Raw genomic sequence first — 18,433 nt, forward strand, 5'->3', positions numbered from 1 at the left:
TAGCTTTTCAAGCTAAGATCAGCACCTTTTACAGAAGCAATCAGCACCTTTTTAAGACTTTATTTTGTAGTAAACGCTGAGCGAGCTACGCACATAGTATAAATTTTCTTTACTATCTCCACTTTACACCGGCTAACTATGTAGCACAGAGCGCTAGTTATTGGGAAATAAGGAGGAGCATATAGCGCAAAAAGCGTAGTTCCTTCAACATAAGTACGCCTATATTTTCCTATCTATACGCTACACTAATGACTTATTTTAGAGAAATAATGGCACAGAAAGTTTATTTATTACTTTTTTATGTATCGTCCTATTGTTCTATATGAAAATAAATATACTATATTTGCATACAAGAAGAAAGCGAAACAGTTTAACGCATTACATTGTGATAACTACAACTCAATAAACAGTACTTAATACAACCATAGGATTACCAAGGTATTCTTAAGAAACAATTCATTAAATAGAAGTAATATATAAAAGTTAAACAACTACAACAAGCGTATGAAAAGGTTTTTGTTACTGCTAACCGCTATCGTAGCATCAATAGGGTTAGCCTCGGCTCAGGTAAGAGTCGTCCGAGGTACAGTAACCTCATTAGAAGATGGAGAACCCATTATTGGAGCTTCCGTAGTAGTCAAAGGGAATCCTACCATTGGGATTACAACGGACGTTAATGGACGCTTCTCACTGGAAGTACCTGCAAACGCAACTCATTTGCTCGTCAGCTATGTAGGCAAGCATAAATTGGAAGTTGCCATCATGCAGGGGGAAATGAAAATAACCCTCGTTGATGACACACAAGTGCTAGACGAAGTAATTGTAACCGGTTATCAAACCGTATCAAAGAAGGCCTTCACCGGTGCCGCTAGTGCAGTAGGCAGCGAGACAGTAAAGGCTAAATTTGATGCAAACCCGATCAACGCATTGAACGGAAATATACCGGGGCTTCAATTGTCTCTCAGCAGTGGTCAGCCCGGTGCTCCTGCTACTATCTTTGTACGCGGACGAAATTCATTGAACTCCGGCACGCAACCTCTATACGTAATAGATGGTGTGCCCATTGAATCCGGTACACAAGGCTTTACGGCATCAGAAGGTGTGGCGATAAGTCCTCTTTCTACACTAAGTAGCGATGACATAGAGTCTATTTCCGTACTAAAGGATGCTGCAGCTACCTCTATTTATGGAGCACGTGCCGCCAATGGGGTTATTGTGATTACTACAAAGCGCGGTCACGGAGGATTCAAACTCAACTTCAGCTCTCGCTGGGGTGCCAGTGCAATGCCTCACTTTCCAAGATCTTATCACCGTGTGGATAAAGCCACTTATTTGGAGATGTTGATTGAAAGTATTGAGAATGGTATCAAGTACGATAAACTATTCTCCAGATTCAGTGCCCTAAATGCCGGTCAAGGATTAGGATTGGATCCTAACAATAAAGAAGATTTGTACAAATATATTTCCTGGTATACAGGTGCTCCTGTAGATCCCAATACTCCGGGCACAGATTGGCTTAAGGAGGTAACTCGCGTAGGCTTCTTACAGAACTACAACCTTGATATAAGCGGAGGAGGCGAAAGCCCGTACTCACCACACTATTTCATTGCATTTGACTATCTATCCGATAAAGGTATCGTGATCGGTAAGGACTTAACGCGCTACTCACTGCGTGCCAACTTAGATCAAGCGCCTACTTCTTACTTCAAGTACGGACTGAATACCTCTCTATCCCTGACAACAACCAACATGGGTAGCGGAGGTGGTTACTTCTCAGACCCGATTACTACTGCTCATAACGAAATTCCTATTGACCCTGTGTACAATGAAGATGGTAGCTTCAATACAACTATTCTTTGGTCAGGGGCCAATCCTGTAGCCTTTCGTAGTGAAAAGGGGGATAAGAATACGCAGACCCAATACCGTGCCCTGATATCTCCTTTTGTTACGTTCACCATTACTGATTGGCTTTCATTTACCAGCCGTTATGGGTTGGACGCTTATATCTTTAGATGACTACACATTCTGGTCACTATATGGAAGTGATGGTCAGAGCGTAAACGGTATGGGGAACAATGGATTCTTAGCTAACTTCTACAGCACCATTACCAATACATTCAATGTGAACAAATCGTGGAACGATGCGCATCATATGAATATTTTGGTTGGTCAGGAAGGACAACGCACCTATACAAAGAAAACTTACTTGGAAGCCAATAACTTCGCAGTAAACGATCTAAATGATATTTCAATGGCCGCAGTACCCAGTGCGGCTTTTTCTAACCGAGATGAACTTCGCTTACTCTCATTCTTCAGTAACGGAGAGTATAACTATATGGGTCGCTACTTCTTCTCAGCAAGCTTCCGTGTAGATGCCTCCAGTCGCTTTAGCAAAAAGAATCGTTGGGCTCCTTTCTGGAGTGTTGGTGGTAAGTGGCGTATGGCAGAAGAGCAGTTTATGGCTAATAGCCGCGATTATATACAAGACTTCACTATTCGCACCAGCTATGGTACTAGTGGTAACCAAGCTGTCGGATCGGGTTGGTATGCAGCTCGTGCTCTCTATGACTACGGATTCCCGTACGATGGACAGCCGGGTGCCCTCTTCTCTCAATTTGAAGCTCCTGACCTGAAGTGGGAGCAGACAGCTAAGTTCAACTTAGGTTTGGATATGCAGCTCTTCAACTTCATTACCTTTGGCTTTGATTATTACTATCATAAGACAAAGGATATGGTCTTTGCTGTACCTCAAGCAAAGGAGGTAGGCTTACCCACTTATTTAGGATCGGCTTATTATAAGAATATCGGCGAATTGGAAAACCAAGGGATCGAATTTGAACTTAAGTTCGATGCCATCAAGACTGCGGACACTCATCTGAGCTTCGCATTCACAGGCTCTCACAACAAGAATAAGATCCTCAAGCTGAGTACCGACAAGCCGATTGAGTCAACACTGCAGTACATTGCACCGGGCTACGACATCTACACCTTCAAGATGAAGGAATGGGCAGGTGTAGACCCCGCAACAGGCTTTGGTATGTGGTACAAAAATCGCGCAGAAAGTGATGAGACAACCTTTAACTACAATGAGGCCGCTAAAGTGATTGTAGGCAAGGCGAGTCCTGACTTCCAAGGCTCTTTCCGCACCGACTTACAGCACAAGGGTTTTGACTTCTCTATTCTGTTTACTTATTCTATCGGTGGCAAGATCTATGGGGATAACAACTCATACGACGAACACGTAGGTGACAAAGCAGGTTGGGGCTCAAACTATAGCTATTGGGTAGCCGATAATCGCTGGAAACAACCGGGTGACAATGCCAAAGTGCCTCTCTTAGTAGAGAAGAACTATGGTTGGGCTAATGCCTCCACACGTTTCTTAATGAACGGAAGTTATCTGAAGATTCAGAACATAGTCGTAGGTTACACTATTACCGATAAGGCACTCAAGAAGGTTGGGCTGAGCAGCGCACGAATCTATCTATCCGCTGACAACCTCTACACCTTTATGAACAAGAACTACCGAGGCTTTGACCCTGCCAGTGTAGACGCAAACGGCTTCCAATGGTGGAACTACCCACAGCCCATGAAGGTAACAGGTGGTATCGTGCTGAGCTTCTAAGCATCAATATTAATTAGTAAAGAAAAGTATCTTATGAAAACGATATTCAAAACATTAATATTACTTGCGCTCGCATTTCCCCTTTTCACGAGTTGCAAGATGGATGTAGACCTGCATCACAACAAAGAGGTGAAGGATGCGACCAGCAGCCCGCAGGACATCAAAAACATCATGAATGGCGCATTCAATCAGTTTGCCAGTTACCGCTTCTATGGGCGTAACTACATACTCATTGGTGATATCTGTGGGGGCATCTCCACAGCTAGCCCCAACTACGGGTGGTTCATGTCTTATGAAACATGGACCTTTGCAGATACCGAAAGCGAACTAAATGACCTCTATTCGAGTGGCTTTGTAGTAATTGACGCTTGTACAAGAGGTATTAAGGGTGCTAAAGAGCTCATTGAAGCAAAAACAAAAGAGCTTGAAACAGCCCAAGGAACAAAGAAGGACAAATTAATGGGTGACATATACGAGCTCAATACGTATCTACCTCAATTCTATTCCTTGAAAGCATTCACCTATTTCTGTCTAAGTAACCTCTTTGCTAAGTGCTATGCGCCTGATCACCTGAACGACCTTGGCTTGGTACTGGTAAAGGACGAGACCATCGAACCTAATACCACACTCCATCGCTCCACGGTGAAAGAAACGTATGACTATATACTTGAATTGATTGGTATGGCAGAAGCGTTTGATGCCGATTACTTCGACAGCAACCTCTCCCCCACTACCTTTAATCCGGTAAATATCAAGGCACTAAAAGCTCGCGTACTCCTCTATATGAGAGATTATGAAGGAGCTAAGACAGCTGCAGATGAAGTAATTGCCGCATTAGGCGACGGAGCTCTCTCCGCCAATGCCTACATCGGTCACTGGCGTAGTACCGCGTTGGATATGGAAGACTTGTTTACATTACCTAAGAGCGATATAGACAATCTTTCCGCTAACTCGCTGAACACCATGTACAGCACTTATAATGCAGGCATAAACTTCGATCCTGAAGAGCTTTTTGGTAAAAATGACATCCGTGCAAGTTTGATTGACTTCGACTCCGGTCACCCAATGAAGTTTGACGGAACTCGTACTTCTCAGGTAGTTACCAATATCCCGGTTATTCGTAAGAGCGAAGTATTCCTTATTGCTGCAGAAGCTAAGGCACAGCTCAACGACATAAATGGCGCATACGAGGCACTGAATTACACAGCTTCTCGCGATGCATCCTTCGCTGAAACGCAACTAACCACAAAAGAGCAATTCATTGACTTCATTGCAAATGAGCGTATCCGCGAATTCTTCCAAGAGGGACACCGCTGGTACGACTTACGTCGCATGGATTTGACTGTTACCTTGAACGGCGTAGAGAACTATCGTCCGAGCGAATTCGTATTCCCGATTCCGGCCTCTGAGATCAACGCAGGCCAGATGACCGAACAGAACCCCGACTGGAAAGATCATCTGCCTAAGTAATAGCAATACAGTAGTTTTTCCTTTTTATTTTGTACCTGTGAAGGGGAGGCTTTTAGCTAAGCCTCCCTTTCTATTTTTACCCGGGTCAGTCCCCTCTCGTAGGGTTACAAAAAAGATACTGTTGTTTCGTTTAAAAGGTTCTAATATTTCATTTGAAAGATACTGATGTTTTGATGGAAAAATATAGATGTTTTATCCGCAAGCCTATTGTCCCTCTGCAAAGGGGATAAATAGGCGCTTAGTGTAAGTACAAAGGGAGCTATAAGGCACAGAGAGAAAAGGAAAACTTCAGACAAGCCGAAGAAAGCAGTATCTTTGCAGAACGCACATCCGGTAGTCCATTGGCTCCCAAAGAGAATAGGACCGGCACAGGGGTATTACTTACGCTATGCGGACCACCGAAGCTAAGTTAAATGAATATATGTATGATCTATAAGGTAAATTGAGGAGAGTAAGGCGATGAGTAATTATAAGCTATCAAATAAAGTTTGCCCGGAGGGAATGACCACCGAAGAGTGGCAAGTAGCATTACGTCGTGAAGCGGCTCGCCGTGAATCCTTTACGGTAGAGCACTTAGACAATGGGCGCATTTGGGGTGACTACTTAGTACGACACGGCAACAACAGCTACAAAGTAGCTTTTCGCGGTGTGGAAAGTGATTGGAATTACTGTTCCTGCCTGGATTTTCGGACAACGGGCCTCGGTACCTGCAAGCACATTGAATCCGTGGTGCATATGCTCGAAAATGAAGTTGGAGGCTATCCCTGGGGAGGCTTGGTATATCGCCCCGCCTACAGCTCTATTTACGTAAGCTACAAAGGAGGCCGTAAGGTGCGCTTTAGCTGTGGAGTGAACGAAGAGAACCTTTTTCGGTCATTCAGAAAGCGATATTTTGGCGAAGAGAATTTATTGGACGAAAGCGACTATCCCGATCTGGATAAAATAGCGGCAGAGGGACTCCGCTTGAGCGATTCATTTCGGTGTTACGAAGATGTCTATGAGATTGTAGACGAGGTCGTGAGTACCAACCGCTGGCGGCAAGTTGTGTTAGATACATTTCCTGAAAAGAAAATGGATACTATCTATGCAGCTACTTGTGGTCATGAGGCTATCCAAAGCGAGCTATACGATTTACTCCTGCAAGGTAACGGCATTATGGTAGGCGAAAGCACACACACCCTCCGCAAAGAGATCATTGCTATGGCGAGCTTCATCGTCTCTCACGAGGAGGGACCTGCCGTCATTGTGAGCTCCTCAGTACAAACCTTAGGCGCTTGGCAGAGTCTAATTGCGCACTCTCCGTTGGCTGCAGAAGACCGCATCTACATTTTTTCACAAGAGGATTTTGATGCTACACGGCGACTCCCCGCAGGCCGGCTCAGCTTCCTCTTTGTGGAGAATAGTGATGTACTTAAGGAGTGGGCCAACCCACTATCCATTCTAATCAAGCGGCTTAGTATCAAGCATTTATACATGCACTTACCCACACTTAGCAAGCTCTCTCCGGTGCAATTTTCCAGCATTACGCAGCATATTTCTCCCTACCTATTGGCTCCTTTTTATCGTTTTATCAACGATTTCCGCAGCTCTTTTCCCCTTTCGGATATGGGGGACAATCTACCCGAAATGGCACATTCGTTTGTATTCACACGCAATCAAACGCGGTCGCTTACGTGGCGTGAAGAATCTTCCGACCATGTACACGAAGAGGATGCCGAGCTATTAGTAAGTAACTTCATGAGTGCACTTACCGGTATTCTGCAGAACCCACAAGCCGTTGCTCTTCTGCAGGATCGGCTATCGCAATTATCTCCAAAGCCTACTGATCAATAAGCCTCAATTTCCTTACCCGGCATGAAGCCTTTAGTTAGTGTCATTATCCCCATTTACAAGGTTGAGCGCTACATAGCGCGCTGTCTACACTCTGTACTGAGCCAAGATTACACGCCTATGGAGGTGATTTTAGTGGACGATGCCTCCCCCGACCGCTCCGTTGAGATAGCCCGACGCATAATAGATACCGAAGCAAAGGAGGGACACTCGGTTCGCCTACTCACACACGAGCACAATTGTGGTCTGGGAGCCGCACGGCGTACCGCTATGGAGGCAGTAAAGGGCGATTGGCTACTCATATTGGATAGTGATGATTGGTGGGACAATACACACGTAGTAAGCGACTGGATGCAAGTAGCATTAGAGGGTTCACACGATGTAGTTATAGCGAATTACAGCCTACACTACCCCAATAAGGACATCTTTATGGAGGTTCCGCAGCTCGCTTCAGGCAAGGAAGCAGCGCACTCCATACTCTGTTCCTTACAAGAGAGCTATGTGTGGAACAAGCTATACGCTATGCAGCTCTTCAAGCCTTTTATACCCTGCTTTGAAAAGGGGAGAAATATGTGGGAGGACTACTATAGCGTACCCAGAATACTCTATCATGCCACCTCAGTCGGCTACTACAAAGGATGTACGGTGCACTATGAGCAGGGGAATGCAAGCTCCTACACCCATCGCCTCTCAAAGCAAAATATCCGGGAGATGCACGCTATTATCCAATCTTTAGCGCACTACTTTCTTGATGAAATGAGCGATCAGGCGTTCCGCGACGCTATCGATAGATCGCTCCTCAACCTAAAGATGCAGGCTTACCGATCTCTGCCGATAAGAGACTTCGGGAAGATTCGCAAAGCTATTCCGGCATCGGTAGATCGTTATATTGCTGTAATGCCCTGGAGCCGCCTTGCCAAAACAAAATATCGTCTGATGAATCGGCCCCTCACAGCACCTTTAGGAAAAGCTATTCAGTGGGGAATTAGCCTAACAAGACGACTTATTTATGGATAATACCCCTATTGCTTCAGTCTGTATTCCGGTATACAAGGTTGAGCCTTATGTAGCGCAATGCATTCGCTCTGTGCTTCAACAGGAGTGCAGCGGGCTGGAAATTGTAGTGGTCAACGATGGCACGCCCGATCGTTCCATGGATATAGTAGCGCAATTGGTCGCTGAGGAGAATACGCACGGACATGCCGTACAACTGATCTCACTCCCCTCGAACAAAGGCCTTTACAAAGCACGACAAGAGGCTATCCGAGCTGCACGAGGTAAATACCTTTTCTTTATGGATAGCGACGATTATCTGACTGACAAAAGGGTTTACCGCAGCGTAATAGAAGCCATGGAAGCGAGCCATGAACCAATGGCCATTTTTGACTTTACGTGTGGATATAAGCACCGCAATAAACGCTTCAGCCACCCCAACCATCGGCAAGGCGAAGAGGCTGTTGCTGCCTTGATTGATGGAACACTACCCGGCTATCTGTGGAACAAATGCTTCCGAAGAGAACTATTCCTCCCCCTTGCGTCACTTATGGAAAAGGAGATCACGCTTTGGGATGACAAAAATGTAGTTATCCCTTACGGGTTTCTCTATCCCGGTATATGCTATGTAGAGGGGAGCTACTATTATTACAGATGTTATATGCCGGGGTCAATGAGCAATACACCGAGTGCGACAGCTTTGCACTCCGTTTGCGTTGTACAGGAGCGCATGAAGCAGTTCTTTGATAAGCATCCCCACAGCAAAGTAATTGACGAAGCCCTGGAATATCAATCAGTTGTGGTCAAGCTGATTCAATATAAAACAGATGACTACCGCACTTTTTGCGCAGCTACACAGCACTTTCCCATTAGCCGTAGGGAGGCGTCCCTACTCAGAGGCGCATCTGCTGTACCCTATCAGCTCATGGCTTGGCTCAATCGACACAAACTCTTCAAGAGTGCATTCGCTCTTATGCGTACCATTCAAGGCGCCAAAACGTTATTGTAAGAGATGTATTCGCACAAGCCTACCGTATCTATCATCATTCCGCTCTATTGCGTAGAGCAATATGTAGCAGAGTGTATTCGCTCCGTACTTAATCAGGACTACCCCGCTTTGGAAGTAGTGGTCGTAGATGATGACTCTCCCGACCGAAGTGCAGAGATCGTATCGGAGCTTTTCATCAATGAAAATCCTTTACGGCACAAGTTGAATATGGTTAAGCATCCGCATAATAGAGGGTCGGCTATGGCACGAGAGAGCGGTGTGCAAGCAGCAGGCGGTGAGCTACTACTCTTCTTGGACAGCGATGATTACCTCATTACTCCCAATGCGGTTAGTCTTATTGTGGAGAAGATGCTTCAGGAGCAGGCAGACCTACTACTCTATGGCTGGAAAGAGCTATTTCGTCATTCTACACGTACCTCTCTGCCAAAGCACTTTTCTACCTCTTTAGCACTTGCAATAGCCATCATTTCGGGGAGGGTACCGGGCTATCTCTGCAATAAGTGCTTTCGTAAGGATTTCTTTATGCAGTACGCCCGATTCTTTGAGGGTTGCGATATGTGGGAGGATATAGTAGTAACCTCCATTTGTGCTTATCAAGCGCAGCGAATTGCCTACTTGGATACGCCACTACTCATGTATCGACGTACCAACGAAAATGCATTGACCTATCGCCTAACCCCAAAGAAGCTGCACTCCATGCAGCATCAGCAAGGCTATCTAAAAGAGTATTTCGATAAAGAAGCGCTACCACAGGAGCAAGACGCCCTACAAGAAGCTTTGCACTTTATGGGACTATCCATCTTACACACCGAGCTTAGCTACAGCAACTACTCAAGGTATAAGGAGCTGTTAGCCTCTCATCCACCCCTCCAAGCGTACCTACGTGCCGATGGCAGCTTAGCAGCACGCTTCTCCCTAATGAGTATTCGCCTCTATAATGCCGGCTTGCGGCGATTGGGTTATAGGGTACTACGTTTCAAGCACTATTTATTACGCCTTCGCTGATATGCCTTTAGAAAGCCTCATTCTCTATATCACCTTCTTTGTGCTGTGTGGATTGGCCATAGGAGCTGTTGCCCAAAATAAATATGGCGAAGCGGTGCCGTTATCCTTCTTGGGGATTGTACTCATACTCTTCTCTGCGCTACGCGACAACGTAGGACGAGATTATATTATTTACGAGGAGGCTTTTCGGACAACAGATTACCCCTCCTACAAGCATTTGGAGTGGATTTGGCAGCGTTTCTATGACTTACTGAACTTCTTTCACTTAAGTTTCTACCACTGGACGCTGATTGTAGCCATTATATTTATCACGCTTGTCTTGTGGTCACTAAGGAAGCAGAGTTATACCCTATGGATAGCGCTTGCATTCTTTGTATTTACTTTCAAACTCTACTTTGAGTCTTTTAATTCCGTACGGCAGTGCATGGCGCAAGCTATCGTACTTTTCGCCATTCCGCTCTATGCCAATCGCAAGTATTGGTCAACGCTTCTCATTCTATTGGCAGCGATAGTGGTACACCGCTCAGCTATAATCATGATCGTGCTGATACCCTTTCTCTTTGTGCGTTTTAATCCGATTTTCATCGGTACCATGATTGTATTATCGCTGACCATCATCCCCTTACTGCTAAAGCCCTTCTTAATTCTCATTACGCCTTACCTTCCATTTGACACCTACTACTTAGAGAATATGTGGGCCACACAAGAGGGTGGAGGCTCAGGGATATTTTATTTCCTCAATACTATTCTTTCCCTCTATCTGATTTACCGAAGTAAAGAGCTGTACAGAAAGGATCCAAATATACTCCCCTATCTAAACAGCTTCCTCTTCAGCACAATTATCTGCAACTCGCTTCCCTTCTTCCAAGCAGGTGCTCGACTGTACTACTATATGTTCATGTTTCTGCCCATACTCATGTCTAATCTCTACACTATAGGCAATAAGTACGACAGAGCACTGGTCATGGGCTTACTGTTTCTTCAGCTCACGCTCACTGCTAAAACAATTTCTCTACCGGATGAGAGCTTTGTGCGCTACAAAATTATCTTTAAGGATCGAGAGAAGCGGAAAACTTACGACTATCGAACGGAGGTATTAAATTACTCGGGAAAAGAGGATCAACGGACTGCTTTGCTGCAATGCTCCGGAAACTCGTACTCAATCGTTCGTTTCAACGCATCCGGAAGCGTATAAGGAGGGGTAAAACTGATGGCATGTGCTTTATTGGCATTCACTACCGTAGAAGCGCAAAATTTTTTGATCCGAATAGAGCTTATGGTCATCGGCTTGCGTCTGATCCACGCCACAAAGTCGAAGAAAGTTCCCCCCATTATACCTAACCAATAGGGTATTCTCAGACGGATGAGCTTGCGTCCAAGAGTGCTCTCTACAACAGCTACCAATTGCTTCATTGTTAGATCCGGCTTATCTGCATAGTTGTACACCTCCACTCCGGTTGCGATACCGCGCGTAAGCAGAAACGCTATAAATTCACACAGATTACCCACATAGCCCATTGACTTGTGGTTATTACCTTTGCCCACCATCATAAAACTCTTATTCACGATGGAGTGCAGTAAGTTGTACACATTGCCTCTGTTTCGTTCTCCAAAAACCACACAGGGTCTCAGCACTACAGCACGGCGGGTAACATCCTGCGCCGACCATTCCTCAAGCACCTGCTCGGCTTGATACTTACTCTTCCCGTAGTCATTAAAAGGAGCTATCGGACTCTCTTCAGTAGAATCACCTTCGTTCAATCCATAGATAGCCACCGAACTTGTGAAGACGATCTGCTTAATGCCCTTTCGTCCCAAAACGGCGAGCAAATTGCGCATGCCTTGCACATTTACCTCATAGTATAGCTCTATAGGATGCACATTATCCTTATGCTCGGCAGCTAAATGAATTACTACGTCACTATCGGCATCTATCACCTGATCCAACGCAGCCTCATCGCGTACATCCGCTATGCGGGTCAATGCGGGGTAATGTGCCGACATTGCTTTATCCACGATTACCACCTCATAGCCTCGCTGCAGCAATAGCTCCACAAGGCGTGTACCTATAAATCCTGATCCTCCTACAATTGAAACTTTCATTTTGTTCTTCTCAATGCATGCTCATACAAGAAAGACAAGAGGGACGGCGGAAGAAAGCGAAGGGGGACTCTCGTCACCACACATTTCAACCACTCTCCGTGGGAGAGAAAGCCTATCTGACGTATCTTCTTTAAGAATGCAAGCTCATATTGGGCATAGCGTCGCCCCCGTCTTCGCTCCAGCGCATTTTTGTCCATGCGAAAAGCGAGCAGGGACTCTTTTAGATTATGGAATCGACTTCCTGCCAGTAACATCCGCACCCATAAATAATAATCCTCAAAGTAAGGACAATGCTCATAGCCACCCACTCGCTCCACCTCAGATTTACGAAAGATGACCACCGGATGATTAATCGGATTGCGCTGTTTGGCAAAGCGATAGATAGCCTCATGCTCCATCGGTAACTCACGGCGCCCAAGGATATTACTCTCCTCTCCCATAAAATCGTTGATAGTAGCACTCAGCACGCCTACTTCAGGGTGTGTATTCATGAATTCCACCTGACGCTCAAATCGCTCGGGATAGCTTACATCATCGGCATCCATACGTGCGACAAGTTCATAACTGCAATGGGTTAATCCGACATTCAAAGCCACGCCCAAACCGCTATTCTTCTCCAAGCGAATCAGTCGGAAAAGATTAGTGAAGCGCTGCATATATTTACTAATAACCGCTTCCAAAGGTTCGGTAAGTGGACCATCACATACCAACACGACTTCTTTGGGCAGAAGCGTTGCTTGCATTACAGAGGCGAGGGCTCGGTCAAATTGAGTCGCCTCCTCACCACTATACACAGACATCAAAAGCGAGAAGCCTTGGCCTGCATCCATAAGAGTTTGGCTCATTCCACCTTTCCTTTTGCTTCCATATTCTTCGCAAAGATACAAAATTGAGACCTTTAGCAGACTTATTGGAGCAAATCGAACTCTTTTGAAATAGAGGTTACTCGGGGAAAGCAAAGTTTTTATCAAGACAGCTTTACTGTACATTTCAAGTAAGAAGCCAGGACAGAGCATGTAAAGGGTCGTATAAAAGGGGAAAGAGAGCCAATACCCTCGAGCGCAATTGCCCGCTAAAGGCTCCAAATACCCTTTTCTTAGCTTCAAGAAATCGCACGTAGTGGATAGCCTAATGTAGTGACAATACGCTTTTCCAATTGCAAATCACTAACTTTGGGGCGGAAAGCATTGAATAGAAACATTAGAACCCATCCAATGGTTAGCACACTAACGACAATCGCATTCGGCATTCTAATCGGCATATTGGTGTCATGTCCTATGGGACCAACCGGTATACTCTGTGTGCAGCGAACCCTACTCGAAGGACGTAGGAGTGGCTTATTGACCGGGCTTGGTGCTTCATTAAGTGATATCCTCTATGCAGCCCTGTGCTCTCTCGGAGTAGGCGTTGTGATAGACGTGCTCGATAAATATCGCGCAGGAATAGAGATATTTGCAAGCATTGTGCTCATTATTTTCGGTATTTACACGTTCTTCTCCGTTCCTCGCTATGTAGCACCCAACAAAGACCAAGAGCAAAAAGGAGATTCCTATCTGGTGGTATCCTCCTTTTTACTTACCCTCTCCAACCCCCTGATCATATTTTTCTATTTAGCGCTTTTCAGCTTCTTTCCCATCTTCTCGGAGCGTGTATCTCCACTGCTCACCAGCATCATCTTATTAGTCTCAATTGAGATTGGGGCACTACTATGGTGGTGGTTGATTACGCTTATTGTAAGCCGACTCCGCGTACACTTACGGCCAAGTAGAATCCGCCGTCTTAATCACGTCATCGCTATCCTCCTCATTGCGGCCGGCATCCTCCACTTTTTCTTATAGTTAGCCCGCCTCAATGCTTCGCCTTCACTAACCTGTAGTGTATTCTCTCGTGTATAGTCCTACGAAGTGCGCTCCGTTTCCCCATACTTATTGCGCATACTACCTATCTTTTCCAAGAAAACCCTATAGCCTTTTCCAGAATACCCTATAGCCTTTTTCGAAAAACCCTATAGGGTTTCGGCAAAAGGGATAGATAAATCATTTCACTTCTACCCATATTCTATTGTAACAGATTGGATCTATTGCTGCTAACTTCGGAAAATCCTATACCTTTGCATAATGTAAATGGACACTTTGGGCAAAGGATCCTCTCGGGGAATGGCTAAGTTTCCCCTAATGAACCCTTTCAGAACAGCTAAACTGCAACGCATGGAGCGTAAGATAAAGGGATTCATTTAATGTAATTCCAAGCGGAATACCACCGACAACCCTTCAGATAAGATATCAGACAAGGGAATCTCAAAATAAGTCAGCAAACAGAGAACATCATTATAAACACAACAGTTTCATGAAAAACGAACCTCGCACAGTAAGCACATTACGCTTACCCAAAATTCTTCATTCCTTTTTATGCCGCAGCCTACTTCTGCTCGCTGTAGGTATATACGGTGTGGGTACAGGCTTTGCTGCACCCTATGAAATCACCATTGAAGAGGCCGGTAGTAGCGAATCACTATTTAAGCAAGCTGCAAACGAAACCGACCTCGTAATCAAGGGACATATCAACCACGTAGATTTACTCCTGCTACGTCAGTACTGTCGGAGTGTGGAGCGTATAGACCTTACAGAAGCTACCATTGAAGCTTATTCAGACCCAATTAGCTACGATGATTACGAAGCTTCAGAGCTATCCAGCGCACTGGCAGACACCAAGACGCTCAAAGAGCTAATCCTGCCCACCTCGCTCAGGAGCATTGCCTCCAGAGCACTTTTCGGTTGCAAAGCATTACAAGTATTGGTAGTGCCTTGTAGCGCAATGCCTAAAACAGCCTCAGGCACCTTTGTCAATAAGGAGCTATTGAAGACCATAACCCTGAAAGTACCCGAAGAATTAGTAGAGACGTATCGCAATACTACGGTAGCCGCTTGGAAATTTGAGCATATCGAAGCTATAAGCTCCGAGCCTTTTGCAGGTCTGGTTTTCGATGATGTATATGGCGACAACTACTTTCCCATCATTGAAGGCGAGAAGCCCCAAATCTTCTATGTTGCCTACTTTGACAACGGTAGCAAAGAGACCATCAACACGATTGAGCTGACCTATTGGTACGATGACAATGAGGCCGAAAAGAAGACAGCCTCGCTCAACGATGTACAACTTCTGCCCGGTAGCAGTATAGATGAGGGCTTAGGCTTCTGCATTTTTGAGGCACCCAACGACACGAAAACCCATCTCTTTAATATAGTTCCGACCAAAGTAAACGGCATAGAGGTTAACTTGGGTAGACGTGCTCGGCCTATGAGACGCTACTTAATTGACAACGGCTTCAAACGCAAGCACCTCATGGAGATTTTTGTCAATCCGGAAGACCCTAAGAGCATGACCCGCTATCAAACAGCAGTTACTGCCGTAACTCGTTTGCTGGGCAAAACGAAGCAGGCCGACAAAATAGCCATCGTAACCATTCCTTGCCAAAGCAATGACGGTGTCACCTCACCAATTAAGGGAATGGAGCAAACCATAAGCAAGTACAGGATTGATTCAGTGCCGCTTTTCCTCTACAACAGAGATTTGATGCAGCCCTACGGCTCCCTCAACAATAGTGCACAGTTACTGGATCTTAGCACTTATACACCGGCACTCCGTATCGGAGAATTAACAGACGTGTACGAATACCTTCTGCAACGCTCTTTCCACAAGACAGCATTTGCAGATCTCCAGCCGACCCTTAAGCGGGGCAGTAAGGATCAGAAGATCTACCTCTCTGTAAAGGGAAAACTAAGCGTTGACGAAAATAAAGAGGACAAATACTATTTGGTAGCCTATATTACCGAAGACAGTGGATTGCCTCCTTACGACAAAGAAAGCGATGAAGTAACCATCGACCCGACTAAGCTATACGGAAAGGTGGTAAAGCTTCTCTCCGATGCACAAGAAGCCATCAGTATTGGCAATGACTACAGCATTCAAAAAAATATTGAGCTACCCGATGCCCAAACTTACTTAGAGGGGAAATACCGCTTAGTACTGGCACTGCTTCGAGAAGGAAAGCAGCCCTACGAGAACTCAATCGTACAAAGCATTACACTCCCTATCAACGAGGAGAATATCACCGCTGCCGAAGAGATTGTCCTACCCGCTCCCTCTTTGCCTGTATTAGGCGACTGCAACGGAATAATCCACTCAGTAAATGAAGCAGAGAAGATCGTAGCAATCCACGCTATGAATGGTGTATCAATGCCCCTCAATCAGGCACTGGCAAAGGGCTGCTACATCGTAACTATTACAGGGAATAACCACGAAACAAAACAGATTAAATACATTCTTAAGTAAGTGTATATGAAACAATACTATCACTTTTTTGCTACCATAGTAGCCTGCTTGGCGATCGTTTCACCGATTAAGGCTCAGCAAGTAATCAAAATGACCACCGTTGCAAAAGTAGGTACTGCTACTTCCTTCGGATTGGCCGCTGCGCAAGAGAATACCCCCGTTAGAATAGACTGGGGGGATGGTCAATTCGTAAGCTATACCATAGGCAAAGACTTCTCAGAACCGAAAAGTGCTTCCAAAGGAAAGAACTTTGTCATTGAGGGCGATGTAACCCGACTCAATGTAATAAGCAGCAAACTCACTACGCTTGACGTTTCCGGCTGCCCCTCTCTGGAGGTTCTTATGGCTGCCTACAACTACATAGGCGAGATAAATCTAACGCGAAATACAGAGCTCCGCAACATAGAGCTTTTCGGTAATTCGCTCAAATCATTGGACGTAACCAAATGCCCTAAGCTGCAGCGTTTAGTGGTATCCGGTAACTTCTTGGATGCCCTTAACGTAACAGAATGCACCGAACTGACCTACTTCGACTGTGCACGTATGGCAAGGCTCAACACCATTGATCTATCGCAATGCCACAAGCTGACCAATGTGATCATTAACGAGTGTAACATCGAGCACTTCAAAATAGCTACCGATGCACCCCTACAGGAGTTCCTTGCAGATAAGAATAACTTCGTAGTACTGGATCTGAGCTCTTTTAATCAGCTAACCACCGTAAGCTGTAGCGACAACAAGAGACTTACCTCATTAAAGATTACCTCCCCTGAGCTTACGTCGCTCAATGCAATGAATGGTGCACTTAGAGGAATTGACTTGAGCAAAAGCACGAAACTCTCCTACCTTATGCTGGGAGGCAATGCATCGCTTACTGCTCTCGATGTAACAGCGTGCCCGCAGATTACTGACTTAGGTGTCTCGGAATGCGACTTATCCACTATCGATCTAAGCAAGCAAAGCAAGATCATCAATCTGTGGATCAATAAGAATAAGAAACTGACAAAGCTTGATGTATCTGCCTGCCCTGTCATCGAACAACTGCAAGCCAAAGAGTGCGCATTGAAGGAACTTATACTTCCCTCAGATCCTGCGAAACTCAAAAAGATGCTTCTCCCCAGAAATCAATTAGCCGAAATACAACTCAAGAATCTGACTGCGCTTAAGACATTGGACTTAGGTACAAATCAATTTAAGAAAGTAGACCTGTCCGGTTGCCCGGCTCTTGAGGTTTTCAGTATTCGTAACTGCCATCTCTCAGCTCTTGATCTTAGTCACAATACCAAACTCATGATGGTTGGCTTCCACCAGAATGGAATGACTTCAGAGCAACTTAACGCAGTGTACAAGACTTTGCGCACACTACCCAAAAAGTCCGGCAAAGTGAATCTGCTAAATGGAGAAAATGACAAGGACAAAGGCGCAAAATCAAGCGACACAAGCATAGCAACCGATAAGAACTGGACCCCCAAAGTAATAGGCGATGGATCCGGTAGTGACCTCTCAGCTGACGAATTAACGAAGGCTACAGACCTCACAATCAGAACAGCTAACCGTACTATTATGGTAAGTGGAACCGCTACGGGTCGTCTTATGATTTATGACCTCAGTGGTCGCTGTCTCTTCCAAGGCGAGAAGGGCGAAGCGATGCTGCAAGTAACTCTACCCGCTACAGGTAGCTACTTGGCAAGCTTCATAGACGCTGAATCAGGAACTCTATTGAGCGAAAAACTCTACCTATCCGACAAATAAAATAGCCGGGTACTGAGTACTACAGTAAAGGGAAGAGGCATACCTGCGGGTATCCTCTTCCCTTTCTTTTATCCACTCCCGTACAGCTGCCAAGCGGAGGAATGGCTGCTAACCATTTTACACTGCACTTCTTTGTATAGGCTCTGTCTTATAGGAGGGAAAATAAAATTCAAACGCTAAGAAAGCGCACAAGGGCATACCCTGATAACGAGATCCAATCCCTACGCTTCAAGGCAGTACACGACCGGAGCTTCTATAAAGTGGGCTTAGGAGCTTATATAAATGCAAAGGCGAGAATATGGAACCCCATACTCTCG

Annotated in this window: 14 protein-coding genes; 11 read left to right on the forward strand and 3 right to left on the reverse strand. The window is 45.4% G+C overall.

What is annotated here, in order from left to right; translation table 11 throughout:
* Positions 1–504 precede the first annotated feature (504 nt).
* From ACLWMH_RS06975 to ACLWMH_RS07010, 8 genes are all read left to right on the forward strand, one after another.
* The gene (locus ACLWMH_RS06975) at positions 505–2,016 is read left to right on the forward strand and encodes a SusC/RagA family TonB-linked outer membrane protein (protein WP_411915978.1); all 1,512 of its coding nucleotides are present in this window, start codon (positions 505–507) and stop codon (positions 2,014–2,016) included.
* A complete protein-coding gene (locus ACLWMH_RS06980; RefSeq protein ID WP_411915979.1) occupies positions 1,988–3,622 on the forward strand; it encodes a SusC/RagA family TonB-linked outer membrane protein in 1,635 nt (544 codons plus the stop codon). Before ACLWMH_RS06975 ends, ACLWMH_RS06980 begins: the two co-directional genes overlap by 29 nt.
* Before the next feature lie 33 nt (positions 3,623–3,655).
* The gene (locus ACLWMH_RS06985; protein ID WP_411915980.1) at positions 3,656–5,092 is read left to right on the forward strand and encodes a RagB/SusD family nutrient uptake outer membrane protein; all 1,437 of its coding nucleotides are present in this window, start codon (positions 3,656–3,658) and stop codon (positions 5,090–5,092) included.
* Positions 5,093–5,551: 459 nt separating this feature from the next.
* The gene (locus ACLWMH_RS06990) at positions 5,552–6,925 is read left to right on the forward strand and encodes an SWIM zinc finger family protein (protein WP_411915981.1); all 1,374 of its coding nucleotides are present in this window, start codon (positions 5,552–5,554) and stop codon (positions 6,923–6,925) included.
* A 21-nt stretch (positions 6,926–6,946) separates the two neighbouring features.
* Entirely contained in the window at positions 6,947–7,939 is a 993-nt protein-coding gene (locus ACLWMH_RS06995; RefSeq protein ID WP_411915982.1) for a glycosyltransferase family 2 protein, read from the forward strand.
* A complete protein-coding gene (locus tag ACLWMH_RS07000; protein ID WP_411915983.1) occupies positions 7,932–8,924 on the forward strand; it encodes a glycosyltransferase family 2 protein in 993 nt (330 codons plus the stop codon). The genes ACLWMH_RS06995 and ACLWMH_RS07000 overlap by 8 nt, the downstream gene beginning before the upstream one ends.
* Positions 8,925–8,927: 3 nt before the next feature.
* Entirely contained in the window at positions 8,928–9,929 is a 1,002-nt protein-coding gene (locus ACLWMH_RS07005) for a glycosyltransferase family 2 protein (protein WP_411915984.1), read from the forward strand.
* 1 nt (position 9,930) lies between these two features.
* Positions 9,931–11,124 carry an EpsG family protein gene (locus ACLWMH_RS07010; RefSeq protein WP_411915985.1) on the forward strand — a complete coding sequence of 398 codons (1,194 nt, stop codon included), beginning with the start codon at positions 9,931–9,933 and terminating at the stop codon, positions 11,122–11,124.
* Here ACLWMH_RS07010 and ACLWMH_RS07015 read toward each other — a convergent pair.
* The 3 genes from ACLWMH_RS07015 to ACLWMH_RS07025 form a co-directional block, all read right to left on the reverse strand.
* Positions 11,049–12,032, reverse strand: a complete 984-nt coding sequence (locus tag ACLWMH_RS07015; RefSeq protein ID WP_411915986.1) for an NAD-dependent epimerase/dehydratase family protein — start codon at positions 12,030–12,032, stop codon at positions 11,049–11,051. The genes ACLWMH_RS07010 and ACLWMH_RS07015 overlap by 76 nt on opposite strands.
* Positions 12,029–12,877, reverse strand: a complete 849-nt coding sequence (locus tag ACLWMH_RS07020) for a glycosyltransferase (protein WP_411915987.1) — start codon at positions 12,875–12,877, stop codon at positions 12,029–12,031. Before ACLWMH_RS07020 ends, ACLWMH_RS07015 begins: the two co-directional genes overlap by 4 nt.
* Before the next feature lie 257 nt (positions 12,878–13,134).
* Positions 13,135–13,293, reverse strand: a complete 159-nt coding sequence (locus ACLWMH_RS07025; protein ID WP_411915988.1) for a hypothetical protein — start codon at positions 13,291–13,293, stop codon at positions 13,135–13,137.
* 16 nt (positions 13,294–13,309) lie between these two features.
* Here ACLWMH_RS07025 and ACLWMH_RS07030 point away from each other — a divergent pair, with 16 nt between their 5' ends.
* The 3 genes from ACLWMH_RS07030 (at position 13,310) to ACLWMH_RS07040 (ending at position 18,116) form a co-directional block, all read left to right on the forward strand.
* Positions 13,310–13,870 (forward strand): LysE family translocator, encoded by a 561-nt coding sequence (locus ACLWMH_RS07030; RefSeq protein ID WP_411915989.1) that lies wholly within the window; start codon positions 13,310–13,312, stop codon positions 13,868–13,870.
* Positions 13,871–14,378: 508 nt separating this feature from the next.
* Positions 14,379–16,364: a hypothetical protein gene (locus ACLWMH_RS07035; RefSeq protein WP_411915990.1), complete on the forward strand. Its 1,986-nt coding sequence runs from the start codon at positions 14,379–14,381 to the stop codon at positions 16,362–16,364.
* Positions 16,365–16,370: 6 nt separating this feature from the next.
* A complete protein-coding gene (locus tag ACLWMH_RS07040; protein ID WP_411915991.1) occupies positions 16,371–18,116 on the forward strand; it encodes a leucine-rich repeat domain-containing protein in 1,746 nt (581 codons plus the stop codon).
* Positions 18,117–18,433 lie beyond the last annotated feature (317 nt).

The organism is Porphyromonas miyakawae (assembly GCF_045865415.1).
GTDB lineage: Bacteria > Bacteroidota > Bacteroidia > Bacteroidales > Porphyromonadaceae > Porphyromonas > Porphyromonas miyakawae.